Below are 21,386 nucleotides of genomic sequence, written 5' to 3' on the forward strand. Positions count from 1 at the left end.
TAACATAAACTAATAAGACGCGCCTTGTTATTATGAAATTTTTAAATAATCCGCTCAAAGCAGTGTTACTTGTCACCTCTTTCGCCTTTACTCAAGCCTACGCTGCCCCCATGGTGATCCCTGATGCGCCTAAAGTCGCCGCGAAAGCTTTTGTATTAATGGATTTCAATACTGGGCAAATCATTGCAGAGGAAAATGCATATGAAAGCCTCAATCCAGCCAGCTTAACCAAAATGATGACCAGCTATGTCATCGGTCAAGAAATTAAAGCGGGCAATATTAATCCAACAGATGAAGTCACCATCAGTAAAAATGCATGGTCTAAAAACTTCCCCGATTCTTCGAAAATGTTTATTGAAGTCGGTAAAAAAGTCTCTGTTGAAGAGCTTAATAAAGGCATCATCATTCAATCGGGTAATGATGCTTGTGTTGCCATGGCTGAACACGTTGCAGGCACGCAAGATGCTTTCGTTGACTTGATGAACTCTTGGGCTGAACAAATTGGCATGAAAGACAGCCATTTTGAAAATGCCCATGGTCTCGATGCTGAAAATCATAAGAGTACCGCATATGATATGGCGCTCTTAGGCGCTGCACTTATTCGTGATGTTCCCAATGAATATGCTATCTACAAACAAAAATCATTTACTTATAACGGCATCAAACAATATAACCGTAATGGCTTATTGTGGGATAAAAGCTTAAATGTCGATGGTATTAAAACTGGGCATACTTCGGGCGCCGGATATAACTTAGTCACCTCGGCAACCAAAGACGGCATGCGCCTTATTTCCGTTGTGATGGGCACAAAAAGTGAAGCTGCACGTAAGGCTGAAAGTAAAAAATTATTAAACTACGGCTTCCGCTTCTTTGAAAGCGTCACGCCTTATAAGGCAGGCGACAGTTTTGTGACTCAAAAAATCTGGTACGGCGATCGCAGCAGTATTGATTTAGGCTTTAATGCCGACACAGCCATTACCATTAATCGTAGTCAGGCTAAAAACTTAAAAGCCAATTTTGAATTGACCAAGCCACTCACTGCACCGATCGCTAAAGGCGAAGTCGTCGGCAATGTTTATTTCCAACTTAATGGTAAAGACATTGCACAGTTCCCCCTCATCACCTTACAAGAAATCAATGAAGGTAGCTGGTTCAGTCGCTTAATGGATTATTTTCAACAAAAATTTGATTCTTGGTTTAGCTAAATCTTAAGCACTAAAAACATCATAATATCGAAGCGACCACAAGGTCGCTTCTTTGCTTAATGGCTTCTCATTCCAATCACTCGTGTAGGGGCTTTCACAATACCGCTTGAATTAGGTATAATAGCCACCCTATAAGCGGTATCTGTATAAAGTAAGAGATAACACATGTTAGAAACTAAATTTGATGAGTTAATGGAATTTCCGAACTCTTTTCCTTTTAAAGTGGTTGGTAATGCCTGCGATACTTTGGCTGATCGAGTCGTTGCGGTTGTGCAAAAACATGCACCGGGTGACTATATCCCCTTAACAAAAACGTCCAGCAAAGGCTCTTATCACTCAGTGACTATTCGTGTCACTGTGATCAGTAAAGATCATGTTGAAATCCTCTATACTGAATTAGCGGCTATTGAAGGCGTAAAACGCGTACTTTAATCGTAACGCTAATCAAACAAAAGAGGATAAGTGTGATTAAGTTAACATTTATCGTATAATATCGAGCATCAGTATTTGAGTAGAGAGGCTGCCCTTGCAAGAAGCCGTTTTGCATATAAGGCATCTAGGACAACAAGACTATCAAAGCGTGTGGCGATCCATGCAAGATTATACCGATAATCGCGATACTTTGAGCCCAGATGAGCTTTGGATAGTTGAACACCCGTCCGTGTTCACCCAAGGACAAGCAGGTAAAAGCGAACATATCCTTAATCCGGGTGATATCCCAGTGATCAAAGTCGATAGAGGCGGCCAAGTGACTTACCATGGCCCCGGCCAACTTGTCGTTTATCCCCTGCTCGATATCAAAAGATTAAAAATGGGCGTGAGAGAATTAGTCACTAAAATAGAGCAAAGCATTGTTGATATGCTGGCGCAATACCAAGTGACCGCTTATGCCAAAGCCGATGCCCCCGGCGTATATGTCGATGAGCGAAAAATTGCTTCATTAGGGCTCAGGATCCGTAAAGGCTGTTCTTTTCATGGACTGGCACTTAATGTCGATATGGATATGTCGCCTTTTCAACGCATCAACCCTTGTGGTTATGCGGGAATGGAAATGATCCAATGCAAGCCTCTGGGCGGTCCTCAAAACGTCATCGAGGCAGGCAATCAATTGCTCAATACGCTTAGCCAACAGCTTGGCTACCAACATCTAGTTCATCACCAAGGATTAGCAGAGTCATTATGAATAGGCCTGAAAGATTACAACCTGGCGTAAAGCTGAGAGACGCAGAGAAACTGGCACGGATCCCCATCAAAGTGGTTCCGTCGGAACGTGAAACCATGCTGCGTAAGCCTGATTGGTTAAGAGTCAAGCTCCCCGCATCGAATCAACGCATTACCGAGATCAAGCAAGCTTTACGTAAAAATGGTTTACATTCTGTTTGTGAAGAGGCTTCTTGCCCTAACCTTTCTGAATGTTTTAATCATGGTACTGCCACCTTTATGATCTTGGGCGCGATTTGCACCCGCCGCTGTCCCTTTTGTGATGTCGCTCATGGTAGACCGTTGAAACCGGATGCTGAAGAGCCTAAAAAATTAGCGCAAACCATCAGAGATATGAAGCTTAAATATGTGGTGATCACTTCTGTCGATCGTGACGATCTTCGTGATGGTGGCGCGCAACATTTTGTCGATTGTATCCGTGAAATTCGCCTGCTAAATCCGGAGATAAAAATCGAAACTTTAGTGCCTGATTTCCGTGGTCGCATCGATGCTGCGCTTGAAATTTTAGCCACTGAGCCACCCGATGTGTTTAATCACAACCTCGAAACGGCGCCGACTCATTACCGTAAGGCTCGTCCTGGTGCTAATTATCAATGGTCTTTAGATCTATTGAAAAAGTTTAAAGCGCGTCACCCCAATGTACCTACAAAATCAGGTTTGATGATGGGACTGGGTGAAACCAATGACGAAATCGCGCAAGTCCTGCATGACTTGCGCGCCCATAATGTGGAAATGCTGACTTTAGGCCAATATTTACAACCCTCAAAGTTCCATTTACCCGTTGAGCGCTACGTACCACCAGCAGAATTTGATGCCTTAAAAGCATTAGCCGAAAGCATTGGCTTTACTCACGCCGCTTGTGGCCCACTGGTCCGTTCAAGTTATCATGCCGATCTTCAAGCCCAAGGCAAAGAAGTCAAATAAGCGTATCGCTTGAATTTGTCAGCTAACGCAATACGCAACAAACACAAAAAGGCCCCGACTTCATATTGAAGTCGGGGCCTTTTTAATAAAATAACAATGGCTAACGTGCGCTGATATCAAGCTGCATGAGTATCGCATCTTCCACACCCACTTTGGCTTGATCATTGCCGCTCATATTCACTGTTTTATAATAACCTGCACGCACGCCAGTTTGTTCAAAACCACACGCGAGATACAACTGCCGAGCCCCTGTCGATGACGCCCTCACCTCTAATAACAACACGTCAGCGTCATGGGTTTTCACAGTATCAATCACAGAGGTTAATAAGGCTTTGCCTAATCCTTGTCCTTGGCTTTTAGGCGCAATACAGATATCCATTAAGCTTGCCTCTTCAAAAATTTGATGAGTGATGGCAAAACCTGCTAATACCTCATCTGCATATATTCCTGAGACGCGATATAAAGGGCCAAAACAACTCTCTATTGTTTGCTCACTCATGGGATGAGTGTGCGCTTGTTTAGCAAGTGCCGCCATTTCAGGCGCATCTGTTCGCCGCATCGGCTTGATGTTGATGTTAATATGATTATATTTCATTAAGATTTTTTGCTTTATCAGTCTCACTATCCATTTCACTCTCTGCGTCAGGCTTATCGCCAAACACTAACAGAGCTTGTGGATATAGCTGACAGATCTGCTGCCATAAGGCCTTCTTCTCAGCAGCGTCACTTTCAAGTTCGCTGAGCGGTTTAGAGATAAGATAAGATGGCTTATTCGAAGCGTTTTGATTCACCCGCCTGAGCAGGGCGTATTCTGGTTTAGGGGAGCGAAGATCCCAAAGAATATTCGCATCTGAATTATCTTTATCGCTAAACTCACAGTCCTCAATAGGACAACCGATTAAACCTAGCACAGTCAACAAAATAGGGTGCTCACTCGTCACTTGACCTGCCACCTTATCATCGATAAGAAGGGTAAACACTTGACGTTTAGGGCGACGAATTGTCCAACGAGTAATACCCATGGCATCTAAGTAGGCCATCTTATTCATAAATCGTATTCATACTCGTCATAGACCTCGTAATCATCCCCATAAACTCATATTCACGCTGAGCACTCAATATCGATAGCATAACAGTTATTCTTTATTATCACGACTGAAACCCAGCACAAGCAGACCATAAATCGAGCCACCAACAAAGCCCTGTCTCTACAATCATCAAACGGACTGATCTGTTAATGTCGCCATCACCGCGCAGCGATAGCCGCCACAGCAATCGCCTTTGGCAGTCACTTTATCAATCGACCATATGCCCGCCATTTCTGTGGGAAAACTGTCATCCCATTCAAGTATTCCTTCAGTGAGAGTTTGGATGTAAAGAGAAAGCAAATTGGCTATCAACGCGCTTCGAGATAAGGGGTTAATAGGTCATTGGCTGAGCAGCTTATCGCGCAACGGAGAAGCTGTGCTTGATATGCGTAAACTGGCCCACTGGTAAGACTGGCTGGCATTTTTTTAATACCGTAATCTTTATTTCTTACTGCCAAATTCCAAATGAAGCATGTCGTTGTTCATTTCTATTTTACGTACTTTCCATATCTTATAAGAAGCAAGCAGCATAATAACGGAGCCAAGAAGCAGAGCCGTCAGCATATTTTCTTTGTTAGATAGCAACAGGCCTAGTCCGAATACTATGGGCATAATCGCTCGTGAAAAATTCAAAATACCGGAGTAAAATCCATTGTAGAAAGAAAAGTTTTCATGGAATACCTCGTTAACCAGTATAGGCTTGGCAATCGTCGAAATACCCAGTCCAGCGCCAAAGAGTAAAGCGAAGACAGAAATAAACCAAATGTTTGAGTTTATGGATATGTATAAGCTGATCATTCCTAAGAACATTAGCCCGGATGATAATATAATCATTCCTTTTCCAGTCATTTTTTTCTGGAAGATGATAATTACCCGACCAGCAACTTGGGCTACTCCAATAAGTGAAAAGGATGCTAATATAAGGCTTAAACTATCACCCGGTTTGTTGAGATAAGCGAATATTTCAAAAAAAATAATGGTTTGGGTGATCCCTTGTGTCGAAAAAACCAAAATCATTAATAATGAAATGGATGATAATATATCGGTATAAGAGCTCGATTGACTTGAACTTCGACTAGGTTTTCTCGGTTTTCCTTTGAATGAGATGAAGTAAGCGATAAAAAATATCAAAAGTAATAAAATAATAATATATATTGCATGTTGCCAGCTAAACCGAGCATAAATTTCATTTAAAGCAAGATAGGAAAATGTGCTGGCAAAGCCGCTTACTAAAGTGAGTTGTATTACTCGTTTATTAAAACAAACTTGACTGTACCCAACCTCCTTAAAACGAGCGATAACTGGATCCATAAATAGAAATGACAGACTTAAACCTATTAATAAACTGATGAAAATAAGCTCATTTGAGCTATGGAGGGGTATGAGCAGACCGAAAGCAATAAAAGCTAACATGAACCCTACCACCACCCCAGTTTGGGTACCATAACGATTAAAAATCCATCCTGAACAAAATGATCCCACTCCCCATGCTAACAGTAATGTAATTAAAGACCATTGATAACCAAGCACTATATGCCCATCGACTGTGATCGGTAGAATGGCGTTATAAATGATAGGATAAGCATAATATAGGATAGCTGGTAGAATCAGCTGCCCTATATTCAGGATAAAAAGAGTTTTTCGATTTATCATATGGGAATACTCAAATAAGCATCAAAATACCTATGGCCTAATATACGCAATGATTTTGAATCAAAATGAATGTTATCTCTATTAGGCGTTAAGCCATTCGTTTTTACACGCCGATAATGAGGGATTTTTGTCTCTAATAATGAGATTGCTCTATTTATTTTATCTATGTGTTGAAATCGTCCTCCTTGTTTTAAAAAGTCTGGTAATTCGCCTGAGATAAAGGGGATGTCGGGGTGATTTAATTCAGCCCGGATCTGAACAACAAACTGTTCTAACTTACCTAAATATAGGTCAGCATTAATCGGATGACTACAGTCACTCTCTCCCTGGAGCCATAAAATAGCTTTTAGCTCCCCTCCTTGAAGAGCATTTTTGATATTCGATAATGCCTTGTCATAAATAGGACCTTCCAGCCAATCATCAATACAAGTGCTCCCCACAGCGCAGGGGACCAATTGGACTGTGCTACCGGGCTCATGAGCCCGAACGCTTTTTGCAAAACTCATCGCCAGGCCTATGCCTGCCTCTGCATTATCGCTATGCAATGGCTCAACTGCAGGTATCCACTCGTTATTTTTGAAAACTTCAATCTGCGGATCTTCAATACTGGGGCTCTCAGATAACAAGCCCCGGCCAGCCATATTTGACTGGCCCATCAACAAAAATATTTCTTTTTTTTTCATGATGTCAGACTCTTGACAGCGCTTTGGAAAGTGATCAATGGCCGTGGCTCATCAGAATCAATTTGTGACTCTTCACTCCAGCGTTGAACTAGATAATGAATGTTTCCACGTAGTAATAATGTAAATCGGAAAAGCTCTTCGAGAACATCTATGACACGGTCACGGTAGAAAGAATCTACAAGAGTTCCATCTTTATGAAACTGGTTATAAGCGGTTGGTAATGAAGATTGATTTGGAATGGTATAACAGCGCATCCAACGTCCTAATACACGCATCTGGTTTACGGCATTGAAGGACTGAGAGCCACCACTGATTTGCATCAAAGCAACGATTTTTCCTTGACTTGATCTCTTCGCATCGGTATTGAGTGGCAGCCAATCAATCATATTTTTAAAAGTCGCCGATATCCCGCCATGTATCTCAGGTGATATCCAAACCATAGCATCTGACCAACTCACAGCATCCCTTAACTCGATCACAGACTTGGGCAAAGCGCTTTCATCTTTACTCTGCGTGAGGCCGGTATTTACAATAGGGATATCATGGGGATGAAAAACTTTCGTTTCTGCGCCAAAGGTTTCCATGATACGAGCAGCTTCATCAGCTAACATACGACTATAGGAGCCCTCACGTAATGAACCATAAAGAAATAATACTTTAGGCTTGGTTCTGACAATGTTTTCTTCACAACAAAATAGTTTATCCAGTGTTTGTTCAACAGAGTGCTGAGGCAAGGCTTTCACTAAGTTGAGTCGCAATAATAGCGCTTTCCCCCCAAGCATGTAAGCTGAATCTATTTCTCCAATGACTTCAGCACCTATATTTTTAAAAAGCTCAAGGGTATCAGGAGCTGACTGGAATGTGATATGGCGAACGCCATATTCACGCAATTTACCTTTAATATCCTTAATGAGTTGTATACCCAGATCTCCATCACGGTAGCTCTTATCAAGGGCAAACAATCCTGCAGCTGCTTCGACTTGCTCAACACGCTCAAGGCCCATAAAGCCTATAATTTTCCCTTTATCTTCCACAATCGTTATACACCAATCTTTGATGTTTTGCTCCGTAACGATAAAGAAGGCACCTGTTGTTTCTATTGCCCCCACTGGTTGGGCGTTTTTTATAAATTCGGTAATGAGTTGAGCTTCACCTCGGCAAGCGTCTCTAAATGTAAGTTGCATATACTTCTCCTCAGTCGTTGCATAAATAAGCTAGGATATGAATTAACATCGTACTATCACGATGAACATAACATCGCAATAGTACGATGTTAATTTGTATCCTGTCAAACTTTATCGTAGAATTACGATAAAAATAAAAAGAGGTAGTTATGGCTATAACTAAAAAAAGTATATTTAATCAACAGTATAATGATGTGTCAGATTTTGGGAAGGCGCTGGCTCATCCTGCCAGAGTCATGATTTTAGAGATACTTGTTGCAGAAAATCGTTGTGTTAGTGATCTGACCGAGCGTATTCCTTTGGCTCAATCGACCATATCTCAACACCTGAAAGAATTAAAAAAGCATGGCCTGATTGATACAGAGATAGTGGGAAAGCAAAATTTTTACTGTATTAATCAATCGCGTTACACTGAGCTACAATCAGCTTTGACACAAATGCTCAAAAAGGTAATGATTCAAACGCCCTAGAGCACCGATCAGTTTATTTTTTGGGGCTTGTTGCAAAAAATCAGTTTGGGTGAATTGGGCTCAATTCTGAGCAGACTATCAGGCTAAAACCACCTCGATATTGAACAACCGATTAATGAAGGCGGCTCGCTCTCTCATCACTCGTGGCAACCTGATCTAGCCGAGCCTCATTAATTTGCTAAATTAAGTTAATAACGTAAATATCACCCGCTCGATAATAAGTACTTGCCTGCCGACTTCCCTCAACTTGGTTATTCGTTACATTCAACGACTCGCTAAACTGATAATTATTCTCTTGGTTATTCGCCTTATTATTCGTATCACTCACTCCTTTTTACTATTAAAATAAACAATATAAATACTAATAATAAACAACCATTGAATTAAGTAAACATATAAACATAAAATAAACAAAAAAGGATAAATCTTTCAGTAAATAAATATTGTTTACCATACTGTTAATTTAAATAGTTAATTCGTGAAGTTTAAAAACAAACACTCATCAGTATTAATTTAAAATAATTAACACAACAAAAAAAATTTCATTAAGTTTTTTTAACAATACAAGCGTGGTATAAGAAATAACATTATATACATGCAGTTACCACCTCACCCTTTTAACAAACAATAGAAGAATAAAAAATTCATGAATATTTTTATTGTTATCTTTTACACTCAAAACCGTAAGCAAATGTAAATAAGAACAAACTTTTGTAAAAACCTACAATTTTTAAAAAACCTACAACAATTATTTATATACATGAGAGATAAATATGAGCATCAACAAAGCAAAGCTTTCTTTGTTATCCATTAGCCTTACCAGTCTTTTATTTTCAGCAGCAAATGCAACTTCAGATTTAACTCAAGTTAAAAGCCATTCAGACTCTTCTGATCTCGCTCAAAATAGTGTTCTTCAAGCAACTGGCCTTTCTAACTATAAAATAGATAGCAGTAAATATAACCTTTATTCTAACAGCTATCATGCAAATGAAGATCTTCCTAAAATCACTGCCTATTTATCGAATTGGACGCATTACCAACAAGGTTTTGAACCAAACCTAGATGAGTTAGCAAAATATGATACTATTTTATTATCATTTTTTGGTTTATGTGGGACTGAAATCGGCGATCCTACCGTTATAGGTGGAGTGAACGGCTTAAAACAATCATGTACTAAATATGGTTTAAATAAATATCAATTAAGCACAACAGATTCTTTTGCCGATCTAGAAAAAAACTCATTCCGGGATATCGAAATGCCATGGGCAGACGTGAAATGGCTAGATCCCAACCCAAATGGCATGCTGGGTGTCATGCAAAAGCTACATGAAGAAAAAGGAACCCGTATTGGTATTAGTGTGTTTGGTTGGTCTTTATCAAATATCGCTTCAGATGCCGTTAAACCTGAACATCGTCAGGTTTTCCTAAATAGCTTAATTGAATTTGTTCAAGCCTATTCCTTTATTGGTCAACTTGATATTGACTGGGAATATCCAGGTATTCTGGGCGCTGATAATAATGTATTCGACCCTGAAAATGATGCACGTAACTATAAAGAATTTATTATTGAATTGCGTCAAGCACTCAATAATATTGGCCGAACAGACATACTGATTGGAATCGCGTCAGGCGCACCAACGGATAAAATTGATGCCGCAAAACTTCATGACTTAGTGACTGCTGGTGTCGATGATATTCATCTAATGACCTATGATTTTTTTGGTCAATGGGATACCACGCTAAATCATCACACTAACTTGTATTCAGCTGATGATACTAAGTGGTCAGCTGATAAAGCAATAACATACATGATTGATACATTAAATATTCCCGCGAAAAACATCCAAATAGGTTACGCCAACTACTCTCGTAATGCGATTGCTACAGGCCAAGTTTACCCCAGTCCCTTAAAGGGAGCCTTTACCAAAAATGCGAGTACTGCGGGTACTTTTGAGGCGGCATCATCTGCTATTAATGACATTTTGGCCAATTATGTCAATATAGCACCTGATACCAATTTAACAGGTAAAAATGGTTTTACCCTTTATACCGATAAAGAAGCCAATGCTGATTTCTTATATAATGATAATAATCACTTGTTTGTCTCATTTGATACACCTCGTACAGTATACGCTAAATCACAGTACGCACTTAACAAGGGGTTAGGTGGTGTATTTAACTGGATGGGCGATCCAGACGAAGGTCTGATGTTAAATGCGGCGCGAGAAGGCCTAGACTACGAGGTTAACCAACAAGTTTTTGATATGAAAAATATCATTAATAGTTGTGGTGTCAATATTACTTCAACTAAAGAATGTACCGATTTAACCTATATTGCTGACCAAGGTCCAAGCTTACACCTTTCTGATCAACAAGCTGTTTTTGTTATGAACAACAGCTATGACTTAACAGCTAAACTTATTGGTGCCGATCCGAGTCAAATTAAATCAATTCAGTGGATGTTAGTTAACGCTAAGGGGGTTGATGGTCAGCTCGTTCATATTAACGAGAACGATAAATTAAATACCTCATTTAACATTGACGTCTCTGAAGAACCCAGTGAACACCTTGTACTGACTTTCAATTTGAGCATAGCATTGAAAGACGGTTCAAACTTGTCTAGCCATTTAACATATACAGTCAAAGTAAACGAATCCATTCCAGTTATCACTGATATTTCTCATGATAAGCAGTATTTATATACTGATATTGCGACGGGTAAAGTCTTTAGTTTTTCTGTCAATGCGACAGATAAAGCAGATAACGATCTTAGCTATCAATGGGATATCAGCTCTAACTATGCTCAAGCTGTTGCTGGCACGGAGAATAATAAACAATTACTGATTGATACTTCATCTTTAATCAATAAACCAACCTATGATGTTATTACTCAAGTAACCGTTACCAATAAATTTGGTCATACTGATGCAATGTTAGCAACCACAACGGTCATTGGCGATGCTGACGCCAATAATGCTCCAAGCGCCTCTTTTAGCATTGTCAGTGACAATCTTGAGCAAGGCAACATCATTGAAATACAATCAACATCTCAAGATGAACTCGTGAATGAATTAACCACTGATTGGGCGGTGACATTTGAGGACCAACCCATTGTTGTTGATGATTCAAAAGGCGTCATTGCATCATTCACTCCACAGCAAGCAGGCGATTACCAAGTCACCTTAACAGTAACAGATGTATTTAATGTAAAAGATACTGTTTCAGAAACGATCTCTGTCACCAAAATTGACACTAATTGGGATCCAGAGACCGTTTACTATACTGGCGATACTGTTATCTATAGCGGAGTCACTTTTACTGCAAAGTGGTACACCAAAGGTGACGTACCAGGCCGATCAGATGTATGGGAAGAACAGGACGATGGTACATCTAAAGAATGGAGCGCATATAAAGTATATAACACTGGGGATACAGTCATTTATAACGGTGAGACGTTCACCGCAAAATGGTACGCTAAAGGTGATATACCTGGAGAATCAGATGTATGGGCAAGCCAAGATGATGGCACAACTAAAGAATGGAGTGCATCTAAAGTATACAACACTGGCGATGCCGTTATTTATAATGAGGAAACATTCACTGCAAAATGGTGGACTCAAGGTGATTTACCTAGTCAATCAGATGTATGGGAATCAAATAAGTAACCTCAGTTCTACATACAATCTGTTTTTTAAGCTGAGTCATTTAAGTCTATCTCTTCTTGGACGGCTAAGAGTCTACTTAACACTCTGCGGCTATAAATAAATGACAGACAAGTCTAATGGTAATATTAGGCTTGTCTTTTATTTACGCTATTAGATACGGATTGTTTATCTCAAAGGTTATAAATTTCCAGATATCATAAAACGATATTATTTTACTTGACCACTTCACTCCACACTATGGCACGATAAAAAAGAAGATCGCCTGCAGGAATATATCACTCAGCGGCAAGTAAAATGTCTCAATAATGGCATAGAGATCAATCATGCTGCCATTAAAAAATGGGTTAACACAACGTATAGTTTTCGACTAAAAAAACGAGCATGGTCAATCCTTCAGAGATTTGAATCGCTACGAATGATCAGCAAAGGGCTGTTTGATTTTTGGTTACGTAGTGATAAACGAAATACTTTGGAAAGGAGCAATCCGCTTTCAGTAACCAATTGTTCAATATAGAGGTGATTCATACCTAATTATCTGTTCATAATCAATCCTATAATCTGGATAAAATGGAACCAAAACACCTCAAATACTCACTGAATATAGGATATATCTCTTATGATTTTTCTTAAGAAAAAACTGTTATTTTCATTTCTATCTGGCATTATTTTAAGCTGTATTGGATGCAACTATGACGATGATGAAAGTGCAGCTGATACACTCGCTGATAATCTAGTCATTACATTTGAAGTATTGACTAATGACGGGGTAACGGCAGGATTGCCCTGTTCGGATTTAGGAGCCGATGGAGGGAGATGTAATAAAGTCAATATGACGCTTATTAATGAAGGTAAATCCGTCTATTCAACTGATTGGACTATATATTTTCACTATATTCGTCAAATCCTTGATCTCGAAAATGATAAATTTAAAATCAGTCATATCACAGGAGATCTTTACCAGATAGAACCCACTGAAAAATTTGACGGTTTTGCTAAAGATGACATTGTGGTTCTACCACTTATCAGTGAGTACTGGAATTTATCTGAAACTGACTTCCTATCAAAAGCATTCATTGTATCACCATACTTCCCCCCAAGATAATAGCTTCTTTAAATAATGCTCTTAACCCATTAGTCACAGGTTTAAAAGGGACGAATCTAAAACGCTCTTCTGAAGACAATAATATACTAGCAACGGCAACATCTCGCTTTGAACAAAATTCAACTAATACATTACAAGATGTCACAGCAAACATAATTCCAACACCCATGTTTATTGAAGATGGAAAAGGTACGGTGAGCATTGTTAATGGTATTGCCCTACCCTATAATTTTTTTAATGAGCAACTATTTTCAGCGATAAAAAAACGTGCCGATATTATTAATGTAAACCTAAATGGTGTATTACCTGTCACCATCACTATATCACCCAATGATTTCACTGGTAACTTACATAAATCAGGTTCTTATACTTTATCAATTCAAAATGACGGTATTGAAATTAAAGGATTCGATAACACCGGTGTTTTCTATGCAGTACAATCTATTTTTAGCCTAGTCGATAGTCAACAAGCACTATCCTTACCACAATTGAATATAAAGGATGCGCCTCGTTTTGATTATCGCGGGATCATGATAGACGTAGCACGTAATTTTCGTTCTAAAAATATTATTTTTACAACCCTAGACCAAATGGCGGCTTACAAAATGAACAAACTTCACCTTCATCTAACTGATGATGAGGGTTGGAGGCTAGAAATATCAGGGTTACCTGAACTCACCAATGTTGGCTCAAACCGTTGTTTTGACTTAAATGAGACAAATTGTTTATTACCTCAGCTCGGTTCTGGCCCGACAAAAAACAATGCTGGTTCTGGATTCTTTAGCAGAGAAGATTATATTGATATTCTGAAATATGCAAAAGCACGTAATATTGAAGTGATCCCTGAAATCGATATGCCTGCACATTCCCGCTCTGCGGTTATCTCTATGGAAGCACGATTTAAACGTTTAATGGGGGAAGGAAAAACAGTAGAAGCCAATGAATACCGACTACTTGATCCTGAAGATACATCAAATGTAACGACCGTTCAATTTTACGATAAGCAAAGCTTTATCAATCCATGCCTTGAATCTTCGACTCACTTTGTAAACAAAGTTATTTCTGAAGTGGCTGCAATGCATACTGAGGCAGGTGTGCCCTTAACGACTTGGCATTTTGGTGGGGATGAAGCAAAAAACATCAAATTAGGCGCTGGTTTCCAAGACATCAATGCAGAAAATAAAGTAAACTCGAAAGGTACTATTGACTTATCCGCACAAGATATACCATTTTCTAAGTCCCCACAATGTAAAATACTAATCGATAAAGGCATTGTAAATAGCTTCGAAAGTCTACCAAATTACTTTGCAGAAAAAGTATCTAACCTTGTGGCAGATGAAAATATTCCAACTTTTCAAGCATGGCAAGATGGATTGAAACACAGTAAAAATGCCGATGACTTTGCAACAACAAACAAGCGTGTTAACTTTTGGGATCCTTTATTTTGGGGAGGCGCATCATCGGTTTACGAATGGTCTAATAAAGGTTATCAAGTCATTATTTCAAATCCAGATTACTTGTACATGGATATGCCATACGAAGTGGATCCAAAAGAGCGAGGTTATTATTGGGCTACAAGAGCAATTGACACCCGTAAAATTTTCACTTTTACTCCTGAGAACTTACCTCAAAATGCGGAAACGTCTGTCGATCGTGACGGTAATAGTTTTATCGGTAAGGGGGAAGTTAACGCAAAACCATTCTACGGTTTGTCTGCTCAGCTTTGGTCTGAAACAGTACGTACTGACAAACAATACGAATACATGATATTTCCTCGTCTATTAGCTGTAGCTGAGCGAGCGTGGCATCGTGCTGAGTGGGAAAATGATTATAAAGAAGGTCTTGAGTACTCACAAGAAACCAATCTGGTTGATAAAGAAGTACTACTCAGAGATTGGAGACGATTTTCAAACATCTTGGGCCAACGTGAACTCGCTAAACTTGAACAATCTGGAGTGAATTACCGTTTACCTATTCCAGGGGCAAAGATTGAAAATGGAAAATTGATGATGAATATTCAGTTTCCCGGTGTTAATCTTCAATATTCAGAAGATGGTGAACATTGGATAAATTATTCCGATATACAAAGTCCAAACGTAAGTGCTGAAGTTTTTATCCGTGCAAGATCCAGCCGTATAACAAAGGTCAGTAACCGTCCGAGCAAGTAAATCTTCAACAGCGCTCATTGATCCCTTATCTTAATTTCTGATCATTACATCAGAGGCTTTCGCCCTGGTATCACCCACTTCGAGCGCTAAACGTTTGACTCCCAATTGACTGGCGGTGACATACACCGCCTCATCATCAGTGGCATACATGCCAAACATTTGCAGCGCTTGTTGATTGATTTGCCGAGTGTGGTTTTGCAACACTATAGTGAAGGCTTGAGTGAACTTGGTTAAGATCTCAGCTTGGTTTTCTAAGGTTTGTTTAACCGCCGCTTCATCCGTGGGAGAGAGTTGCCGTATATGGCTTAATACATCCTGTTTAATTTGAGCAAATAACGTTTCAAAGCCTGGTGTGCTCATCAGCTCAGGTTTAGGTAAGGGATGTTGATGTGGAAACATTAACCGGTACCTCAAAATTAACATGGCTACCTTGCCATTGACCTTCGAAATAGAGATCTAATCCTTCCGCTCGCCGCTTAGCGACGTGGTCATCACTTGGGTGACGCGACTGACAAACTGATTAAAGCCATCAAGTCGCCGCCCCGTTGATCTTTCTATGCCTATCATAGAACTCTCCTTTTTAGCCTATTGAGATGACTTTGTTATAGCCGTTGTCATATCAACACCATCATCGGTATAACCATGAATATGCCCATTATAAATAAGCCGATCCGCTGCCATACTCGCCTTATTATCGGTAATATCACCACCCGCATTAATATTGCTTTGCACTTGGAGATCTTGTGAGGCTAAAACCATTTTACTCTCTAAGGTGATTTTCTCTGCCGCCTGAATAATGAGGGTGCCAGCATCCATGTCCCATACTTGGCTGCACTTATCGCCAAAGTGAGTGATCACTTCTGCAGCGTTATCACCCACGAAAGGAAAGTCCGTTGATGCGATGCCCACTAGCGCAATATATTGCTGAGCTGAATAGCCTGCGCCAAAATTCAACAGCAGGACTTACTCACCGATACTGGGGCATCGATAATGACTGACTCTTCCTGCTGCATGCGCAAACCATTTAATAAACGGCATGGTTAATGCGCCGTGTTCCACTTTAATGAGCTGGTGACTCTCATGGATTTCGCTCACCCGTCCAAGGCGGATCATCGACTGCATTTGCCGCCTGACTTCTTCAATTTCGCTGCTGAGTTGCGACATTTGATCTAAATAGGGGCGCAGCTGCTCCCGCACTAACGATTCGATAGCGACGCGCATAAGATACCCTTTGATTAATTTAAGTTAGAGTTAGAAAGTCATGATCACGGCGTATGCCTATAATAAAAAAGGGCTATTAATAAAAGCGATTATGACTTAAGCGACACATTCAACAGTTCTGGAGTGACTAAAATTGTCTGGTATTCATCGGTTAAATCAATATTAGCGGGATTAGCTACCACTCTTATTTCTGGCCTCTGCCAAAGGTCCACTGATATTATCTTCACCTAAATATAAGGTTTGTCGCCAACTCAATACCCTAACACCCGTTTGTTGACTGCTTATTGCATCGCTATTGACGGGCTCATTATTAGTCACCTCGTTATTAACTAATTCGTTATTAGTCAAATGGAAATGACAGGCACTGGTATTGATATATTCCGGTTTATTCATTTGTAGCGTATTAATGCCCTAGGTATTTTCATCCACTAAACGGGTCAGCTCTGCCTGTAAATCTAAGCTAAGCAACTCAACCTCAGTGCTGGGATCCGTTTGTTGAGCAGCCGTTTGAGGCACAGCGCAATGCAGTTTTATATGATACGCATACCCGTACTGGCCTTGGCCATTAAGCGCATGTTCGACTTGCCATTCAAACTCGATAAAAATCGTCGGCAGCGTTAAAACAGCATAGGCTTGAGCTTGACGCTCTGGCCCTTGATAGCTTTTTATTATCACATCTTCAACCATATCCAGCGCTTTCCATTGGACAGCTAATGCTTGCAGAGCTTGCCTAATGGCTTGATAAAACTGACTCGGTTTACTTATTATCACGATAATGGGCTCCATATTGACTCCTTTGTTTCACATTGGCTGTTCGCTAAAACGTTCGCTTTCATGTGCTAGTGCTCGAACTTTAGCTTTCAAAGTCGTCTTGTACACATTTTTGTAAGCGCAATTTCAACCACTGTTTTTCAAGTTCATGCTTTTCTGAATCTCGTTTATCTTGAATAGCCCGATACGCCCAGTTGGTCGCAAAGGTTGATGCGGCCAATATTATGCCTAATAATAATGCCCAATCATTAACCGTTAATGCACTCCCTGCGGCCGTACTCACTGAGGCACTATAGGAAGCATTACTGAGCACTCTTTGAATACCCGTTCCCTCTAAGCTACTCATTTAACACCTCCTTTATTTCAACCTTGGCGTTAATCTTATTATGTTGGTTTTTCTTCACTTGATACCAATCATCAAGCCGCTGCCAATCAGTATTGCAATGAGCCAAACTGGCAATAAGTCTTAAATTATATTGAATAAGATCGGCGTTAGTTTGAGTAGCTATGAATGATAATGAATTGCTTGCTTGGTTTACGGTACCACGCTGCGCAGCTTTACTTATAGTGGCTTTATTTGACCAAATCCGAGTGAAGACGGCGTCAGTCGACTCGCTATTATTTGAAAATAAGGGGATCTGACACCGCACTATCATATTCTTGGGCGGCAGTACAAACAGAGGTTAGCTGTAAGCCAATGTTCGCACAATCACTGGCGTACTCGAGCACCCGACTAATATCCATAGGAATAGGCTCATTAGCCCAAACATAAACCTGTTCATTTTCAGCCTCCATTAATCTATCCAACAGCTGTATTTGCTGATCCAATTCTTGTGATAATGTTTGTTTTGCTTGCGAATTGGCCTTATTTAACTCGGCCAATATGTCAAATTCATCAACCATTATTTGCTGCTGCGCCGTTTGGGTCTTAATCACGCCTCTTAAGATACTGAGATCAGACTGCAGCAGGGTTTCTTGGAGCTTCATGGCTTCCATTTTTACTTTTTCCGCATCAAAACGCAGCTGCAATACGGTGGCATAACTTAATACCCCCACTAGCATCACAGTAAGAATAAACAGGCTATTTTGACTAAATAGGGCGAACATAGGCTAAGTTCCTTGTACAAAAAATGAGTTCAGATTGCCTGCGACGCACTAGACCTGCCAGTTTTTTTCCGCCAGCATATACCCATCGTTTAAGCTCTTTACAGGCACCTTAAACGATCGTTATTAAGCAATTTTTTACGTAAAGTCGAACGCTTGAATGCTTGAATACCCACATTATAAATAAAGCTTAAATAAGCCATATGCTCCCCTTGAGAAAGCCGTGGGGAGAGTGCCAGTAATCGCTCATATGATGACTCAAGTCTACGGCTAACTGCTCCAAACATTGCGCTTCGGTAAAATCTTGCCCTAATTGAAGCTCGCCTCCGGTATGACCATAACAGCTGGTCACAATACCGATGGGATCGAGATAAGTGCCTAAAACCAATCCTTCATTTTCAGCCACTAATATGCCACCCGACAATGCAACAGCACTTGTTAGCCCCAAAGCCATTAATCGTTGAGAAATAGCCATAGCGCCTCCTGAATTTTTACTTTTTTGGGAATGAGTAACCGCAAGCCGCTTAATGCCGAAAATAAGCACCTTAAATAGATAAAACGAGAGTATTAGTCTTTTTCATTGCCGTTAAAAACAATTAATTTAACCCATATTAATAAACAAGAGTTGAATAAACTCATTGTTAAACTCATCTCCAGTATAGGCATATCATAGGGTTTTATAGCTTTATTTTCAGCCCTAAAACTGTCCCCTATTACTCCATGGATATTAAAACTAAAATAATATTAACCATACTCCATAAGTTAGCATCAAAAATAACGCATAAATCAACTGTCACTCTGAACATTCATTAGAGTAATGACGAATAAAAATAAAAGTTGCCACTATTAAAATCAGCCCACAATAAAACCTGCCCAGAGAGCCTCTATCAGGTTAGTCCGTTGTATTCGTAGAGTAGAATAAAAAAACTATTAAACGGTATTAAATTAATTGCAATACCGTTTATGATATAAAGATAACATCCCTGCGTTATATTAATCTCATCTCCAGCATAGGCATATCATATGTTTTTCCCGCTTCATTTACAGCCCTAACACTGTCCTACTTTACCCCTCTGCAATCTATAACAGCCATTAATAAAAGTGATTATTAAGAGCTATCATAAACAAGTGAGCGAGTACTAACACACTAAGTCATCAGCAAGGTGTCACATACTCATACTCATACTCATACTCATACTCATACTCATGCTCATGCTCATGCTCATGCTCTCGCTACCACCACAACTAACCCATTCAGTCTACATATCACTAAAGCTGACTCCTTATTAAGGTTTGCTCCAGTATAACGATATTATAGGCTTTTCTACTTTAGTTTACAGCCCCAAAATTGTCCCTTCACCTTTACATTAGAAACAAAAAAGCCACCGCTAATCATTTTAGATGTGGCTTTTGTTTAATGATTAGCGTTATTTAAATAATAACGACATGAACCCGTTAAATAATGAAATCCGCGATAAATATCGTTACCATGACGGAAATAAATCATCATAATTTAAACCTTAATAAATATTAATAACCTTTTATTTTCGTTTTTGTTAAGTGAACACATTAATCTAGTAGTATGAATTCATAATAAATAACAGAGTCAGTAAACACATGAATAATCTAATCAAGTAAACCTCCTTCGGCACGTCTAAGCCAATACGTATGTGACTTTTTTGAATTAAACCCTAATAACGCCCAATCTTTCTGGCAAATATATTGAGCTCTCAGTGCTCTTCGACATTCGATACTCAGAGAGTCGATTAATACATCGTAAACTGATACCTGTTTTGGCGTCGCTATTTCATACACATTATGATGACCAAAAGTAGAATGAGTTTCACCAAGCCTATCGCAAGTACTTCTGGTTGAGAATCCACGCCCATATTCTTGCCCCCTCCAGTAGCGCCCCCAAACAGATAACTCATGACGTAATGTTTTTATGCTCATTCTTGTGCATACATCACCGTTTTTCATCATAGTATTCATTGCGATTGACCTCATCATCCCTTCCTTCTGACTAAACGCATTTTTCAACTAACGCTATTGACTCTCGCTCACTGAAGTAAAATGCCCTTCGGTTAACTTATCTCACCAACATCACTTCACTTACTGACATTCAATAATATCTAATTATTAACCAAAGTTAATTAAACTCCATTCTATTGAGTATAACTCACTGCCTTTTTGACTTCGGTCACTGGGATCTTAAAAACAAGTTCACAAATAGCAGTCAAATCATCATAAGAAACAGCGGTAGAACCTCGCTCCCATCGCTGATAAGTCTTAGAATTTATACCATAAGTTTCAGCAACTTCAATTTGAGTTAATCCTCTTAACCTTCTGCCTGTTTTTAAAATTTCAAACCCTCGCGCTTTTATGATTTGCGGTTCCATTTATCCTCCTTAAAGTGGCAAAGCTAAGATCTCAGCAAAATGACACGCTCCCTGTATCCAAGACACGTTACAGTAGCTTGCCTTGACTAGAGCTTAACTTAGTTCATTTCAACCATTGATGGCTTCCAGTCTCAAAGCATCTGAGCCAAAAGCTCTTTTACCAAACCTTACCTGTTCAAGTCTTTGTATACGTTCATGATCATCACGGCAATAACTATCACAAAACCGCTGCTCCATCCCGATAACCTCAAAACAGTAATAACAACGTCCAGTGCTACACGTTATTACTGTAGTTAATTGAGACAAACTCGACTTTATGCGCCATTGCATTAACCTCTGAGCATCATCTGCTAAATCAGACATCATTCAGCCCTCCCCTACAAATTCCTTATTATATTCTCTATTTTTCAGCTTCTTAATGCTATTGATGTATTCTATTTTGATTCACTCACACTATTCCAATGGCAAAAACCTACTCAACTCTCCTTAACTTAACCATCAAACCCACATTTAATTAACTTTAATATA

General features: G+C 39.6%; 26 protein-coding genes and 3 pseudogenes. 9 read left to right on the forward strand and 20 right to left on the reverse strand.

The genetic code is table 11. The features are described from left to right. Positions 1-32: 32 nt before the first annotated feature. From L2764_RS12100 to lipA, 4 genes are all read left to right on the forward strand, one after another. Complete coding sequence (locus tag L2764_RS12100; protein ID WP_283106989.1) at positions 33-1,205, forward strand: serine hydrolase; 1,173 nt, start codon at positions 33-35, stop codon at positions 1,203-1,205. Positions 1,206-1,370: 165 nt separating this feature from the next. Next, positions 1,371-1,637 carry a DUF493 family protein YbeD gene (ybeD, locus tag L2764_RS12105; protein ID WP_248940513.1) on the forward strand — a complete coding sequence of 89 codons (267 nt, stop codon included), beginning with the start codon at positions 1,371-1,373 and terminating at the stop codon, positions 1,635-1,637. Between the two features lie 94 nt (positions 1,638-1,731). Continuing rightward, a complete protein-coding gene (gene lipB, locus L2764_RS12110; RefSeq protein ID WP_248940514.1) occupies positions 1,732-2,388 on the forward strand; it encodes a lipoyl(octanoyl) transferase LipB in 657 nt (218 codons plus the stop codon). Further along, the gene (lipA, locus tag L2764_RS12115) at positions 2,385-3,350 is read left to right on the forward strand and encodes a lipoyl synthase (protein WP_248940515.1); all 966 of its coding nucleotides are present in this window, start codon (positions 2,385-2,387) and stop codon (positions 3,348-3,350) included. The genes lipB and lipA overlap by 4 nt, the downstream gene beginning before the upstream one ends. 100 nt (positions 3,351-3,450) lie before the next feature. On the opposite strand, the gene rimI is transcribed toward lipA, so the two are convergent. The 6 genes from rimI to L2764_RS12145 form a co-directional block, all read right to left on the reverse strand. Next, complete coding sequence (gene rimI / locus L2764_RS12120; RefSeq protein ID WP_248940516.1) at positions 3,451-3,945, reverse strand: ribosomal protein S18-alanine N-acetyltransferase; 495 nt, start codon at positions 3,943-3,945, stop codon at positions 3,451-3,453. Beyond that, positions 3,935-4,399: a DNA polymerase III subunit psi gene (locus tag L2764_RS12125; RefSeq protein WP_248940517.1), complete on the reverse strand. Its 465-nt coding sequence runs from the start codon at positions 4,397-4,399 to the stop codon at positions 3,935-3,937. The genes rimI and L2764_RS12125 overlap by 11 nt, the downstream gene beginning before the upstream one ends. A gap of 168 nt (positions 4,400-4,567) precedes the next feature. Continuing rightward, entirely contained in the window at positions 4,568-4,750 is a 183-nt protein-coding gene (locus L2764_RS12130; RefSeq protein WP_248940518.1) for a hypothetical protein, read from the reverse strand. A gap of 129 nt (positions 4,751-4,879) precedes the next feature. Further along, entirely contained in the window at positions 4,880-6,091 is a 1,212-nt protein-coding gene (locus L2764_RS12135) for an MFS transporter (protein WP_248940519.1), read from the reverse strand. After that, positions 6,088-6,774 (reverse strand): sialate O-acetylesterase, encoded by a 687-nt coding sequence (locus L2764_RS12140; protein ID WP_248940520.1) that lies wholly within the window; start codon positions 6,772-6,774, stop codon positions 6,088-6,090. The genes L2764_RS12135 and L2764_RS12140 overlap by 4 nt, the downstream gene beginning before the upstream one ends. Next, the gene (locus L2764_RS12145; RefSeq protein WP_248940521.1) at positions 6,771-7,958 is read right to left on the reverse strand and encodes an NAD(P)H-dependent oxidoreductase; all 1,188 of its coding nucleotides are present in this window, start codon (positions 7,956-7,958) and stop codon (positions 6,771-6,773) included. The genes L2764_RS12140 and L2764_RS12145 overlap by 4 nt, the downstream gene beginning before the upstream one ends. Before the next feature lie 149 nt (positions 7,959-8,107). On the opposite strand from L2764_RS12145, the gene L2764_RS12150 reads away from it, so the two are divergent. After that, positions 8,108-8,428: an ArsR/SmtB family transcription factor gene (locus L2764_RS12150; protein WP_248940522.1), complete on the forward strand. Its 321-nt coding sequence runs from the start codon at positions 8,108-8,110 to the stop codon at positions 8,426-8,428. Between the two features lie 178 nt (positions 8,429-8,606). On the opposite strand, the gene L2764_RS12155 is transcribed toward L2764_RS12150, so the two are convergent. Beyond that, positions 8,607-8,756, reverse strand: a complete 150-nt coding sequence (locus tag L2764_RS12155; protein WP_248940523.1) for a hypothetical protein — start codon at positions 8,754-8,756, stop codon at positions 8,607-8,609. A gap of 445 nt (positions 8,757-9,201) precedes the next feature. On the opposite strand from L2764_RS12155, the gene L2764_RS12160 reads away from it, so the two are divergent. The 4 genes and pseudogenes from L2764_RS12160 (at position 9,202) to L2764_RS12175 (ending at position 15,363) form a co-directional block, all read left to right on the forward strand. Then, positions 9,202-12,093 carry a glycosyl hydrolase family 18 protein gene (locus tag L2764_RS12160; protein ID WP_248940524.1) on the forward strand — a complete coding sequence of 964 codons (2,892 nt, stop codon included), beginning with the start codon at positions 9,202-9,204 and terminating at the stop codon, positions 12,091-12,093. Between the two features lie 247 nt (positions 12,094-12,340). Beyond that, positions 12,341-12,624 (forward strand): annotated as a pseudogene (locus L2764_RS12165) (DDE-type integrase/transposase/recombinase); the annotation flags it as partial. Positions 12,625-12,709: 85 nt separating this feature from the next. Beyond that, the gene (locus L2764_RS12170; protein WP_248940525.1) at positions 12,710-13,195 is read left to right on the forward strand and encodes a carbohydate-binding domain-containing protein; all 486 of its coding nucleotides are present in this window, start codon (positions 12,710-12,712) and stop codon (positions 13,193-13,195) included. 167 nt (positions 13,196-13,362) lie between these two features. Beyond that, positions 13,363-15,363 (forward strand): family 20 glycosylhydrolase, encoded by a 2,001-nt coding sequence (locus L2764_RS12175; protein ID WP_248940526.1) that lies wholly within the window; start codon positions 13,363-13,365, stop codon positions 15,361-15,363. Between the two features lie 30 nt (positions 15,364-15,393). Here the strand turns inward: L2764_RS12175 and L2764_RS12180 are convergent, their stop codons facing one another. The 13 genes and pseudogenes from L2764_RS12180 to L2764_RS12235 all read right to left on the reverse strand — a co-directional run bounded on the left by L2764_RS12180 (position 15,394) and on the right by L2764_RS12235 (position 21,224). Continuing rightward, positions 15,394-15,762, reverse strand: coding sequence for a baseplate J/gp47 family protein (locus L2764_RS12180; RefSeq protein ID WP_248940527.1), 369 nt, complete (start codon positions 15,760-15,762; stop codon positions 15,394-15,396). A 186-nt stretch (positions 15,763-15,948) separates the two neighbouring features. Further along, the gene (locus tag L2764_RS12185) at positions 15,949-16,317 is read right to left on the reverse strand and encodes a hypothetical protein (protein ID WP_248940528.1); all 369 of its coding nucleotides are present in this window, start codon (positions 16,315-16,317) and stop codon (positions 15,949-15,951) included. Between the two features lie 9 nt (positions 16,318-16,326). After that, positions 16,327-16,584 (reverse strand): phage baseplate assembly protein V, encoded by a 258-nt coding sequence (locus tag L2764_RS12190; RefSeq protein WP_248940529.1) that lies wholly within the window; start codon positions 16,582-16,584, stop codon positions 16,327-16,329. Positions 16,585-16,755: 171 nt separating this feature from the next. After that, positions 16,756-16,977, reverse strand: a complete 222-nt coding sequence (locus L2764_RS12195; protein WP_248940530.1) for a hypothetical protein — start codon at positions 16,975-16,977, stop codon at positions 16,756-16,758. Positions 16,978-16,995: 18 nt separating this feature from the next. After that, positions 16,996-17,370 carry a hypothetical protein gene (locus L2764_RS12200; RefSeq protein ID WP_248940531.1) on the reverse strand — a complete coding sequence of 125 codons (375 nt, stop codon included), beginning with the start codon at positions 17,368-17,370 and terminating at the stop codon, positions 16,996-16,998. 67 nt (positions 17,371-17,437) lie between these two features. Next, positions 17,438-17,701 (reverse strand): holin, encoded by a 264-nt coding sequence (locus L2764_RS12205; protein ID WP_248940532.1) that lies wholly within the window; start codon positions 17,699-17,701, stop codon positions 17,438-17,440. After that, the gene (locus L2764_RS12210) at positions 17,694-18,005 is read right to left on the reverse strand and encodes a hypothetical protein (protein ID WP_248940533.1); all 312 of its coding nucleotides are present in this window, start codon (positions 18,003-18,005) and stop codon (positions 17,694-17,696) included. The genes L2764_RS12205 and L2764_RS12210 overlap by 8 nt, the downstream gene beginning before the upstream one ends. Then, positions 17,974-18,462 carry a hypothetical protein gene (locus tag L2764_RS12215; protein WP_248940534.1) on the reverse strand — a complete coding sequence of 163 codons (489 nt, stop codon included), beginning with the start codon at positions 18,460-18,462 and terminating at the stop codon, positions 17,974-17,976. The genes L2764_RS12210 and L2764_RS12215 overlap by 32 nt, the downstream gene beginning before the upstream one ends. Next, a pseudogene (locus L2764_RS28240) lies at positions 18,446-18,559 on the reverse strand (glycoside hydrolase family protein); the annotation flags it as partial. The gene L2764_RS12215 and the pseudogene L2764_RS28240, both read right to left, overlap by 17 nt. 1 nt (position 18,560) lies before the next feature. After that, positions 18,561-18,934: pseudogene (locus L2764_RS12220) on the reverse strand (glycoside hydrolase family protein). 1,151 nt (positions 18,935-20,085) lie between these two features. After that, positions 20,086-20,442 (reverse strand): hypothetical protein, encoded by a 357-nt coding sequence (locus tag L2764_RS12225; protein ID WP_376708410.1) that lies wholly within the window; start codon positions 20,440-20,442, stop codon positions 20,086-20,088. A 182-nt stretch (positions 20,443-20,624) separates the two neighbouring features. Beyond that, complete coding sequence (locus tag L2764_RS12230) at positions 20,625-20,858, reverse strand: helix-turn-helix domain-containing protein (RefSeq protein ID WP_248940537.1); 234 nt, start codon at positions 20,856-20,858, stop codon at positions 20,625-20,627. Positions 20,859-20,966: 108 nt separating this feature from the next. Continuing rightward, positions 20,967-21,224 (reverse strand): hypothetical protein, encoded by a 258-nt coding sequence (locus tag L2764_RS12235; protein ID WP_248940538.1) that lies wholly within the window; start codon positions 21,222-21,224, stop codon positions 20,967-20,969. Between the last annotated feature and the right edge of the window lie 162 nt (positions 21,225-21,386).

Source organism: Shewanella surugensis (genome assembly GCF_023284005.1).
Taxonomy (GTDB): Bacteria; Pseudomonadota; Gammaproteobacteria; order Enterobacterales; family Shewanellaceae; genus Shewanella; species Shewanella surugensis.